This is a genomic window from Kangiella sp. HZ709 (assembly GCF_009674675.1).
Lineage (GTDB): Bacteria > Pseudomonadota > Gammaproteobacteria > Enterobacterales > Kangiellaceae > Kangiella.
This window is the reverse complement of record NZ_WKJC01000001.1, coordinates 1,336,565-1,347,643: the sequence shown is the minus strand read 5'-3', so window position 1 is coordinate 1,347,643 and position 11,079 is coordinate 1,336,565. Positions and strand designations below refer to the sequence as shown.

Here is an 11,079-nt window from a genome sequence, read left to right as displayed (position 1 = left end):
TAATTAATGGCTACTAATTCTCGTGCGGCAAGAGTTGCTGACCAAATCCAACGTGATTTGGCTGTACTCTTGCAACGTGAAATGAAAGATCCAAGGTTGGGGATTGTCACTGTTTCTGCGGTTGACGTCTCCACTGATCTGCAAAATGCAAAAGTGTTTGTGACTTTTTTAGGTAAAGAAGATGCCGAAGAAATTGCTGCAGGGGTAGAAGTATTATCCAATGCCGCCGGTTTTTTACGCTCTCAATTAGCTAAATCAATTCGCATGCGCAGTGTTCCAAGCTTGAAGTTTTTCTATGATAAGTCAATTTCTGAAGGGCAGAAAATGTCCTCTTTAATTGAGCAAGCTATTTCTGCTGATGAAGCAAATCATTCTGATTCATAAGTTTTAGGAATTTTTCATGGCAAGACGACGTAAACGCGGTCGCGATATTAGCGGTATTCTGCTATTAGATAAACCAACTGATATGACTTCCAATGCGGCTTTGCAAGATGCGAAATATTTATATTTTGCTGCCAAAGCGGGCCATACGGGTGCTCTAGATCCCATAGCTACAGGTGTTTTGCCGATTTGTTTTGGTGAGGCGACTAAGTTCTCTCAATTTCTTCTAAATGCAGACAAAAAGTATCGAGTTGTCGCTAAATTAGGCGAAAAGACCACCACTGCTGATCGCGAAGGTGAGGTCATTGAATCTCAACCCGTGGATGTTAATGAAAAACAGTTCCTAGCAGTGATGAATCAATTTAAAGGTTCTATCAAACAAGTACCATCGATGTATTCTGCCTTAAAGCATAATGGCACCCCGCTGCATAAACTTGCGCGACAAGGTATAGAGGTAGAAAGGGACGCAAGAGAAGTAAGTGTTTACTCGATAGAATTGTTGCGCTTTGAAGGCGAACAAGTGGAAATGAATGTTCACTGTTCTAAGGGAACTTATATCCGGAATCTGGTCGAAGATATTGGAGATGTTTTAGGTTGTTGTGCTCATGTACAGGAATTGGAACGAACTGCGGTTGGCGAATTTGAACTAACGCAAACTGTATCCATGAAGCAATTGCGAGAAATGAAAACCGATGACTTAAAGCTTGAAATGGATCAATTGTTATTGCCCATTGAAGAGGCTTTGCAGGGTTGGCCGAAGTTACAACTGACAGACAATGAAGCCTATTATTTGAAACAGGGCCAAGCCCTACAAATTGCAGAAGCACCAGCAGATGGCTTGGTATGCTTATTTGAGCAAGAACACCAATTCATTGGTGTTGCTAGAATTGATGATGACGGCAAGGTAGCCCCTAGCCGATTGTTGAAACAAGAAACATAAATGATAAAAGGGTGTGTTTATAGATGTTAAACACATGATAAGAATAAATAAGGATAATAATTTAGGTAAGTGATTATGCAAGAAGTTGATATTGCTATAGAAAAAAGACCTTTGGTGATTTTTTCTCACGGTAAAGTTACCGGGCCTAAAGGGAGCCGTATTCAGGCCTTATCTAAGATTGCCAACCGTTTAGGTTATGAGGTGGAGTCTTTGGACTATCGCCGCCTACCCACGAATGAACGAGTAGAAAAGTTGAATCGTTACTTAGAAGATATAGACAGACCTTATATCTTAGTGGGTACTAGTATGGGTGGTTATATTTCTGCAGTTTCGGCGCTTTCACATGATCCCCTAGGTATCTTTTTGATTTCACCAGCACTCTACTTGGATGGTTATGCTGAGGCCGAAGTAGAAAAGATAAGCTGCCCAACTACCATTGTCCATGGCTGGGATGATGATATTGTACCGGTACAAAACGTTATTCGATTTGCTCAATCAGCTAGTGCTAACTTGCATATTTTTCAAGGTGGCCATAGGTTGAGAGAAAAACTATCTGAGACAGAATCCTGCTTTGAACAGTTCTTGCGTGAGTGCTTTATTAGCGCACCAATAGACAGTGACTTCAGTGCCGAAATTGTGGAATCTGGAGAGATTTCTGCTATTCAGGCTGTAAATCAATAGAATCTCCCTAAATAAATAATTTTCTTAGCAATTTGACGGCTTTGGGGCTTGTTTAGGCCTAAAAACACAGGTAAAATCGCGACTTCGTTTGATTGGCTGAATTAGTGATTGGCTGGTCAGTAATTATAAAGACTCAACATTTTGGAGTAGAGATATGTCACTAAGTGCAGAAGCGAAAGCTGAAATTGTAAAAGAACACGCTCGTGCAGAAGGCGATACAGGTTCACCTGAAGTACAAGTTGCTTTATTAACGGCGCAAATCAACCATTTGCAAGGCCACTTTAAAGCACACAAACATGACCACCATTCACGTCGTGGTTTATTGCGCATGGTAAGTTCACGTCGTAAATTACTGGACTACTTAAAGCGTAAAGATAATTCGCGTTACGCAGATTTGATTAAGAAATTAGGTCTACGTCGCTAAAGAATAAAAAGGGGCTTCTAGCCCCTTTTTTGTTTGTGGCATCTGAAGCGATGCCATAAGAAAACTTTCAGACGATGTGAGTTCTGGAAGGGTAATTAAATATAGGAAAACATTGTGGATTATATAAAAAAATCTTTTGAGTACGGCGGTCGCACCGTCACTATGGAAACTGGCCGAGTAGCAAGACAAGCTTCAGGCGCAGTATTAATTGATTGTGAAGGAACTACAGCATTCGTATCTGTTGTTGGCAAGAAAGAAGCTAACCCAGGTCAAAGTTTCTTCCCATTAACGGTAAATTATACAGAGAAGACTTACGCAGCTGGCAAAATCCCGGGTGGATTCTTAAAGCGTGAAGCGCGTCCTTCTGATGAAGAGACCTTAATTGCTCGTTTAATCGACCGTCCACTTCGCCCATTATTCCCAGACGGGTTTATGAACGAAGTACAAGTGGTTATTACCATCGTTTCGATCAACCAAGATATCCCAACAGAAGTTATTGCAATGTTAGGCGCGTCTGCCGCTTTAGAAATCTCTGGGATTCCTTTTGCTGGCCCAGTTGGCGCTGCCCAGGTTGGTTATTTAGACGGTGAATACGTACTGAATCCAACCGTAACTCAGCTTAAAGAATCAAAATTAGATTTGATGGTAGCTGGTACTAATGACGCGGTATTAATGGTTGAATCAGAAGCACAGGAATTAGAAGAAAATGTAATGCTTGGCGCTGTGATGTTTGGTCACGAAGAGTCTAAGCGTGCTATTAAAGCTATCCAAGAGTTTGCAGCTGAATCTGCAAAAGAAAAATGGGATTGGGCTGCTCCAGAAAAAGATGTAGCACTTTACGATGCAGTTAAAGGTCATTCTTTAGCGGCTATCGAAGAAGCCTATCAAATTGCTGATAAAGCGGAACGTTATTCAAAAGTTCATGAATTATCTGATGCTGCGGTAGAAGCTTTAGCAGGTGAAGAAGAAGGACAACCTTCTGCGGGCGACGTTAAAGATATGTTCCATTCAATTGAAAAAGATGTAGTTCGTTCACGCATTATCAATGGCTCTCCACGTATTGATGGTCGTGAGCCAGATATGGTTCGTATGCTAGACATCCGCACCGGCGTTTTGCCAAGAACTCACGGCAGCGCAATCTTTACTCGTGGCGAAACTCAAGCATTAGTAGTGGCGACTTTAGGTACACAACGCGACGCGCAAATTAAAGACAGCATTATGGGCGAGTCAAAAGACTACTTCATGTTGCACTATAACTTCCCTCCATACTGTGTAGGCGAAACTGGCTTTATGGGTTCGCCAAAGCGTCGCGAAATCGGTCACGGCCGTTTAGCGAAACGTGGTGTTGCAGCGATGGCTCCAACGATTGAAGAATTCCCATACACTATCCGTGTGGTTTCAGAAATTACCGAATCAAACGGTTCAAGTTCGATGGCTTCAGTTTGTGGTACTTCATTAGCGTTAATGGACGCAGGTGTTCCAATGAAAGCTCCAGTTGCTGGTATCGCAATGGGTCTGGTGAAAGAAGGCGACAAATTTGTTGTTCTTTCTGACATCTTAGGTGACGAAGATCATTTAGGTGATATGGACTTTAAAGTAGCGGGTACTGAAGCTGGTATTACTGCACTGCAAATGGACATCAAAATCGACGGTATCACGCAAGAAATTATGCAAAAAGCGTTACACCAAGCAAAAGGTGGGCGTTTACATATCTTGAGCGTAATGAACCAAGCGATTGATAAGCCACGTGCAGAATTGTCTGAGCATGCTCCGCGTATTACTACCATTAAGATTCCTCAGGACAAAATTTCTGAAGTAATTGGTAAAGGCGGTTCTACTATTCGTGCACTAACAGAAGAAAGTGGTGCAACGATCGAAATTGAAGATGACGGTACTATCAAAGTTGCTTCAAGCGATGCAGAAAGTTCAGCATTAGCCATTAAGCGTATCGAAATGATTACCATGGAAATTGAAGCTGGCATGGAGTTTGAAGGTAAAGTAGTGCGCCTTGCTGACTTCGGTGCATTCGTTCAATTGACTCCTGGCAAAGATGGTCTGGTACACATTTCCCAAATCGCTCATGAGCGCGTGAATAAAGTAACAGACTACCTGAAAGAAGGTGACATGGTTAAAGTTAAAGTACTAGAAGTTGATCGCCAAGGTCGCGTTCGCTTAAGTATGAAAGCTTTGATTGACCCACCGGTTCAAGAAGAAGCTCCTGCCGAAGCTCCACAAGAGCCAGCGGCAGAGTAATCATCTTTAAGTAAAAAGCATGATTTAAAAAAGGGAGCCTAGGCTCCCTTTTTTAATGAATAATCGACTATTAAATTATATTTATATCATCGGACTTTTCTTCATTGTCTTTTTGCTCAGTTGCTCCACTTCCGAAAGTGAATCCGGTTGAAGAGAAGCTGGTACCAAAAGTTCCAACCAATGATAAAACTTGAACTAAACCTGATTCAAGCTCGCTATTAGTCATGGGTGACAGGGGATGGATATAAGTACTCAGAACTACTTCATTGCTAATAGCGTACCTTGCATCGAGTGCGCTTTCAAAGTTTGCCTGCATTAAACGATAGAGCATCGATTTACTGAGTTCATCAGCTTTGGCGATTGGCGCTATAATGCGCATTCGATCAGCCTTAGTATCAGTAATAATTTGTACTTGTTGTTCTTTGACAGTTAGCGTCCAAAATCCATCATTGCCTTCTAATTCTAAACCTAGCGATTCGATATGCTTTTTAATACCTTCGTTAGTCATGGCTTGATGAGCGAGTGGTTTTTCTGATTCGGCGGTAAAGCACGACTGGCAAATTACAGTGAGGAAAACAGCAACAAGAATACGCATAATGAATTTTTGTAGTTGGTATGTACAAATTGGATGTGTAATCAAAGCAAATATTACAAGGTCATCAATGCTAAAAGGAACTTTTGCTAACGGTAAACAAATTTTGTCTAACACCGAGCATCTAGTATGCTGATAGAGATAAATTTAAGGAGAAATTATGAAAAAAATAGTTATTCTGATGTTAGTGATGGTTTGCTCTAGCACTTATGCCGCGCAACAGCCTGTACCCTGTTCTGGAGAAGAGTACCATCAATTCGATTTTTGGATTGGTGAATGGGAAGTATTTGACCCGAAGGGTAAAAAAGTTGGCGAGAATAAAATCGAGAAAATTTTGAATGGTTGTGTTTTGAAAGAATCTTGGGTGAGCGCCAGTCCAAATCGAGGGCATAGCTTTAATATTTATGACCAAACGAAAAAACAATGGCATCAAACTTGGGTTGATAATGGTGGTAATTTATTGCAACTAGATGGAAAAATACATCAAGGCTCGATGATCTTAAAGGGAATGACTCAAGGACAGAATGGGCAAGTGTTAAATCGAATTACTTGGACGCCAGAAGAAGAGAATAAAAAAAAATATGTACGACAGGTTTGGGATATATCGCATGATAATGGTGTAACTTGGCAAACTATTTTTGATGGTTTATACGTTGAGAAATAAACTTAAATGTAAAGAAATATAGGATATATATTATGGGTAAAAAAATCTTAGCAGTGATAATTGGATTAATTATCGGTGGTTTAGTGATTATGGGTATTGAAGCAATTAATATGCTGCGTTTTCCTTGGCCTGAAGGCATGTCGATGGATGATAAAGAAGGCTTTGTTAGCTATATGCAATCTTTGCCAATGAGTGCTTTAATTACAGTATTAATGGCTCATATTGTTGGAGCGATTGTAGCAGGATTTACTAGTACAAAAATTGCAGCAGTAAATAATATAAACTTGGGGTTAATTTGCGGTGTTATTTTATTAATTGGCGCTGCTATTAATTTGTTTATGATCCCGCACCCCATTTGGTTCATGGTGATCAATGTTTTAACCATTTTGCCTGCTGCTTTGCTCGGTGCCAAATTGGCGATTAAAAAGTAAGCTAAGAAGAGTCTCTCGAACCAGCCTGTAGGTTTGTTTTTTTACTTAGGAGTAACCGCTGGTCGAGAGAAAAGCCTGAAACTTTTTTAGATATTCACATCCTTGTGACTTTTTGCTTAAGGGGATTTTTTGTATAACTTTAGTTAAAGTTGAAACTATTTCTTGGCGACTAATTGGTCTTGGCTAACAGTATCAATTAATGGCATGTTCTGTTTGGCTGGAAAACCCATAACGCTGGCGTGGTAAGGTGAGTCATCCACTAGCTCATACTGATAAGAAACTTGTAATTGGTCTCGTTCTTTAAGTTGAACTGTCGTATTTGGTAGTTCTTCAATTGTTTGAAAATCCGTAGTTAATTCAAAATCTAGTAAGTTACTGTTATAAGGTAATGGAAAGAAGTATTCACCATTGATAGTTTTTTCAGTGTTATTAACGAAAGATTGGCTTACCTCTACAACGGCCTTGTTTCTATAAATGCGGCTGATGACAGTTGTAGCGCTGGCGACTTTGCGTTCTGCTTTTTCTTCGTTCGCAAACCCAAGATGGCCAATTTCTTCAATAACCATGGCATCTGCTGCATTGGCACTACCGAATGCGAAGGTTGCAGCTAAGGTTAATCCTGTTATTAATAAATTTAAACGGTTCATAATGCTCTCCAAGTAATGTAAGTAATTTAAGTATTGTTTCGTTTTGCTTGAGGTTATTAAAACAATTGCTTATGACCGAAATCTTTAGGAATTCTGTTCGAAAAGTGCCAAATCTGACGAAATATGACTCTAGCTATTAGTTTGTTCAATAGATTGTTGATTGTTCAAAAAATAATCGTGTAAATATGGCGGTAAATAGTGGTTTAAGCTATAATTCGCGCCCTTTTTAAGATTTTAAGCAGTATTGGTAGGTTCATGAGCGAAGTAGTAGTCCAGCCAGCAGAACAAGCGACTAAAAAGTTATTTATAAAAACCTGGGGTTGTCAGATGAATGAGTACGATTCGTCACGCATGTCTGATCTCTTGAATAAGACCCATGGTTTGGAAGCTGCTACCTCAGCCGAAGAAGCCGACGTGATCCTTTTGAATACCTGCTCTATTCGTGAGAAAGCTCAAGAGAAGGTTTTTTCACAACTAGGTCAATGGAAAAACTTAAAAGATAATAAGCCGGATTTGATTATTGGCGTAGGTGGTTGCGTGGCTTCGCAAGAAGGTAAAGTGATCCGTAAAAGAGCGCCTTATGTGGATGTTATTTTTGGTCCTCAAACCTTGCACCGTCTACCAGAGATGATCAAGCAAGCATCTGGTCAAAAGAAAGTTGTGTTAGATATAAGCTTCCCAGAAATCGAGAAATTTGATCGCTTACCTGAGCCACGGGCGGAAGGTCCAACAGCTTTTGTTTCTGTAATGGAAGGTTGTTCAAAATACTGCTCTTTCTGCGTAGTACCTTATACCCGGGGAGAAGAGGTTAGCCGCCCATTTGATGATGTATTGGCTGAATGTGCACAACTAGCCAATCAAGGCGTCCGTGAAATTAACCTGTTAGGTCAGAACGTCAATGCCTATAGAGGTATCACTCATGAAGGGCATAAGGCAGATCTGGCAGAGTTGATTACTTATGTGGCAGCGATTGATGGTATTGATCGAATTCGCTACACCACTTCTCACCCAGTTGAGTTTTCTGATCGCTTGATTGAAGTCTATGCAGAGGTGCCAGAGTTGGTAAGCCACTTACATTTACCGGTTCAATCTGGTTCCGATCGGGTATTGGCTATGATGAAACGTGGTCATACTGCAATTGAATACAAATCTAAAATTCGCAAGTTAAGAAAAATTCGTCCTAGTATTTCCATGTCCTCGGATTTCATTATTGGCTTTCCTGGTGAAACCAATCAAGATTTCGAAGATACTATGAATCTAATTGCAGATATTGGTTACGATCATTCGTTTAGTTTTATTTATAGTGCACGACCAGGAACACCAGCCTCTGATTTAGTAGATGACACGCCTGAGGAAACTAAGAAACAGCGCTTGAGTTTATTACAGCAACGAATTAATCAGCAGGCTTTCTCTATAAGCCGTAACATGGTTGGAACCCGCCAAACAGTTTTGGTAGAAGGTCCATCGAAAAAAGATCCAATGGAAATTAGAGCTCGTACTGAAAATAACCGTATTGTGAATTTCCAAGGGCCGCATTCAGTCATTGGTAAATTTGTTGAAGTTGAAATTACCGACGCTTTCCCGAATTCATTACGCGGTGACTTTATTGCTGACGGAAAGATTTACTAATAATAAGGATTTCAATGGCTGATTTAGCTTCCCAATCGTTCGAATTATTGCCGGCCGATAATACTCGAATTTCTGCCTTAGTAGGTTATCTTGATGAACACATTAAACATCTTGAGCGTCGTCTTGGGGTGGAAATTAATCTGCGTGAAAATCAAGTTCAGGTAATCGGCAGTCCGAAGAATGCAACGGCTACTCGCCAAGCAATTGAAAGCCTTTACATGCAAACTAAGAAACGTAAAGATTTGGATAGCGCAGATATTCATTTGGCCATTCAAGAAGTAATGGCAGAGCAGGCGCTTGCTGAACCTGCCACTAATGACGATGTAAAACTTATTACTAAGCGCGGTTTAATTAAACCGCGTAGCCCAAATCAAAAGCATTATATTCAAGCCATTAAGCACCACGATATCAGCTTTGGTATTGGTCCAGCGGGCACGGGTAAAACTTACTTGGCAGTAGCCAGTGCGGTGGATGCGTGGGAAAAGCAGCAAGTGCGGCGCATTCTTTTGACTCGCCCGGCGGTGGAGGCAGGTGAGCGTTTAGGTTTTCTGCCTGGTGATTTAGCACAAAAAGTTGATCCTTATTTACGGCCTTTGTATGACGCACTTTATGAAATGTTTGGTTTTGATAAGGTAGCAAAGCTTATGGAGCGTAACGTGATTGAAGTGGCACCATTAGCTTATATGCGTGGCCGAACGCTCAACGATGCTTTTATCATTTTGGATGAAAGTCAAAATACCACTCCTGAACAAATGAAAATGTTTTTGACTCGGATTGGCTTTAATTCCAAAGCGGTGATCACAGGCGATATTACCCAAGTAGATTTACCCCGAGGGCAAAAATCTGGTTTGCGCCATGTGATTGACGTTTTACAAAAAGTTGATGCTATCAGTTTTACCTTCTTCCAATCACAAGATGTGGTGCGCCACCCTGTAGTGCAGCGAATAGTGCAGGCATATGAAGCTTTTGAGAAAGACTCTGATTGAGCATGATTAACAAACAAGACATAGCGCTAGATTTTCAGCTAGCAACTGAATTAGCTGAAGTAGATGGAGAGTTTTTAAACCAAGAGAAAGTTACTCAATGGGTTGCTTTGGCACTGGACGTTGAGGCAAAGCAATATGGTAAAGCAAAAGCCCTAGCAAAGCCGATTGACATAACGGTGCGAGTGGTGGATTTAGCAGAAAGCCAAGAGTTAAATCACAAATATCGTGGAAAAAACAAACCTACCAATGTGCTGTCTTTTCCCTTTGAGCAACCACCTGGAGTTGAAGAAAAATTTCCAATTTTAGGGGATTTAGTAATTACTCAAGCTATCGTAGTACAAGAAGCAAAAGAGCAAAATAAAGCGCTTGAATCACACTGGGCGCACTTGGTTATCCATGGTAGCTTGCATTTATTAGGCTACGATCATATAAATGAATCTGAGGCTCAACAGATGGAGTCTCTAGAAGTCGAAATTCTTAAAGAGTTATCGATTTCTAATCCTTATGAACTTTTATAAAGTCATAATAAGCACATCTGAATACTTTTAGCAGCATGAGGCCAAAATAAACCTAGATGAACGACGACAAACCTCCGTCGAGAAGTTTTTTTCAAAAAATCACTCACATGTTCCAGTCGGAACCACAAGACCGCCAAGATTTAGTTGAAGTTCTGCGCGGCGCCAAAGATGACGAATTAATTAAGCCGGATTCACTTTCCATGATGGAGGGGGTCTTGCAAGTTGCTGAAATGCAAGTTCGTGACATTATGATCCCTCGATCGCAAATGAGTGTTATCCACGAAGATGCTCAGCTCAATGAAATTTTACCAATGGTCATCGAAACTAAACACTCGCGTTATCCAGTATTTGGAGAAAATCGAGATGATATTGAAGGGATCATGTTAGCCAAAGAGCTATTGGTTTATGCTGCCGAAAACAGTATTAATCTTTCTGAGTCCGAAAAGCAGGTTTTTGATATTAAAGATATCCTTCGACCTGCGGTAATCGTTCCTGAAAGTAAGAAGCTGGACGTATTACTCAAAGAATTTCGTATGAACCGTAATCATATGGCGATCGTAGTTGATGAGTATGGCGGTGTTTCAGGTTTGGTTACGATTGAAGATGTCTTGGAGCAAATCGTTGGCGAGATAGAGGACGAGTTTGATATTGATGAGGACGAGGGCAATATCAAAATTCATGACAATGGCGTTTTTATGGTGAAGGCTCAAACTGAAATTGAAGACTTTAACGATGAATTGAATGCAGATTTTTCTGATGAAGAGTTTGATACTATCGGTGGTTTAGTGGTGAATCAATTCGGTCATATGCCGGACATTGAGGAATCCATCACTATGGGTGATTTTGAGTTCGCGGTAGTCAACGCAGATGAACGACGTGTGCATTTGCTGAAAGTGACCAGTATTAATAAAACAGCAAACGATTAAAACATAA

The 11,079-nt window shown here is 40.6% G+C and carries 13 protein-coding genes; 11 read left to right on the top strand and 2 right to left on the bottom strand.

Annotated elements, in window-relative coordinates; genetic code table 11:
* The first annotated feature begins 6 nt into the window (after nucleotides 1-6).
* From rbfA to pnp, 5 genes are all read left to right on the top strand, one after another.
* Complete coding sequence (rbfA, locus tag GJS41_RS06235) at nucleotides 7-384, top strand: 30S ribosome-binding factor RbfA (protein WP_154246429.1); 378 nt, start codon at nucleotides 7-9, stop codon at nucleotides 382-384.
* Between the two features lie 16 nt (nucleotides 385-400).
* Nucleotides 401-1,321, top strand: coding sequence for a tRNA pseudouridine(55) synthase TruB (gene truB / locus GJS41_RS06230; protein WP_154246428.1), 921 nt, complete (start codon nucleotides 401-403; stop codon nucleotides 1,319-1,321).
* A gap of 75 nt (nucleotides 1,322-1,396) precedes the next feature.
* A complete protein-coding gene (locus GJS41_RS06225; protein WP_227551256.1) occupies nucleotides 1,397-2,002 on the top strand; it encodes an alpha/beta hydrolase in 606 nt (201 codons plus the stop codon).
* A 154-nt stretch (nucleotides 2,003-2,156) separates the two neighbouring features.
* A complete protein-coding gene (gene rpsO / locus GJS41_RS06220) occupies nucleotides 2,157-2,426 on the top strand; it encodes a 30S ribosomal protein S15 (RefSeq protein ID WP_154246427.1) in 270 nt (89 codons plus the stop codon).
* A 114-nt stretch (nucleotides 2,427-2,540) separates the two neighbouring features.
* Complete coding sequence (gene pnp, locus GJS41_RS06215; RefSeq protein ID WP_370515643.1) at nucleotides 2,541-4,679, top strand: polyribonucleotide nucleotidyltransferase; 2,139 nt, start codon at nucleotides 2,541-2,543, stop codon at nucleotides 4,677-4,679.
* Nucleotides 4,680-4,749: 70 nt separating this feature from the next.
* Here pnp and GJS41_RS06210 read toward each other — a convergent pair whose 3' ends face one another.
* On the bottom strand, nucleotides 4,750-5,388 hold the full coding sequence (locus tag GJS41_RS06210; RefSeq protein ID WP_154246426.1) for a type III secretion system chaperone: 639 nt from the start codon (nucleotides 5,386-5,388) through the stop codon (nucleotides 4,750-4,752).
* Nucleotides 5,389-5,431: 43 nt separating this feature from the next.
* Here GJS41_RS06210 and GJS41_RS06205 point away from each other — a divergent pair, with 43 nt between their 5' ends.
* The gene (locus GJS41_RS06205) at nucleotides 5,432-5,935 is read left to right on the top strand and encodes a hypothetical protein (protein ID WP_154246425.1); all 504 of its coding nucleotides are present in this window, start codon (nucleotides 5,432-5,434) and stop codon (nucleotides 5,933-5,935) included.
* A 32-nt stretch (nucleotides 5,936-5,967) separates the two neighbouring features.
* Nucleotides 5,968-6,366 (top strand): hypothetical protein, encoded by a 399-nt coding sequence (locus tag GJS41_RS06200; RefSeq protein WP_154246424.1) that lies wholly within the window; start codon nucleotides 5,968-5,970, stop codon nucleotides 6,364-6,366.
* Between the two features lie 155 nt (nucleotides 6,367-6,521).
* On the opposite strand, the gene GJS41_RS06195 is transcribed toward GJS41_RS06200, so the two are convergent.
* Nucleotides 6,522-7,013: a VIT domain-containing protein gene (locus GJS41_RS06195; RefSeq protein WP_154246423.1), complete on the bottom strand. Its 492-nt coding sequence runs from the start codon at nucleotides 7,011-7,013 to the stop codon at nucleotides 6,522-6,524.
* Nucleotides 7,014-7,268: 255 nt separating this feature from the next.
* Between GJS41_RS06195 and miaB the strand changes: the two genes are divergently transcribed.
* Genes miaB through GJS41_RS06175 form a run of 4 tightly spaced genes read left to right on the top strand, consistent with a single transcriptional unit; the run spans nucleotide 7,269 to nucleotide 11,072 of the window.
* Nucleotides 7,269-8,642, top strand: coding sequence for a tRNA (N6-isopentenyl adenosine(37)-C2)-methylthiotransferase MiaB (gene miaB / locus GJS41_RS06190; RefSeq protein WP_154246422.1), 1,374 nt, complete (start codon nucleotides 7,269-7,271; stop codon nucleotides 8,640-8,642).
* Between the two features lie 14 nt (nucleotides 8,643-8,656).
* Entirely contained in the window at nucleotides 8,657-9,628 is a 972-nt protein-coding gene (locus GJS41_RS06185; RefSeq protein WP_154246421.1) for a PhoH family protein, read from the top strand.
* A gap of 2 nt (nucleotides 9,629-9,630) precedes the next feature.
* Nucleotides 9,631-10,146, top strand: coding sequence for an rRNA maturation RNase YbeY (ybeY, locus tag GJS41_RS06180; protein ID WP_154246420.1), 516 nt, complete (start codon nucleotides 9,631-9,633; stop codon nucleotides 10,144-10,146).
* Nucleotides 10,147-10,202: 56 nt separating this feature from the next.
* Nucleotides 10,203-11,072 (top strand): HlyC/CorC family transporter, encoded by an 870-nt coding sequence (locus GJS41_RS06175; protein WP_154246419.1) that lies wholly within the window; start codon nucleotides 10,203-10,205, stop codon nucleotides 11,070-11,072.
* The last annotated feature ends 7 nt before the right edge of the window (nucleotides 11,073-11,079 follow it).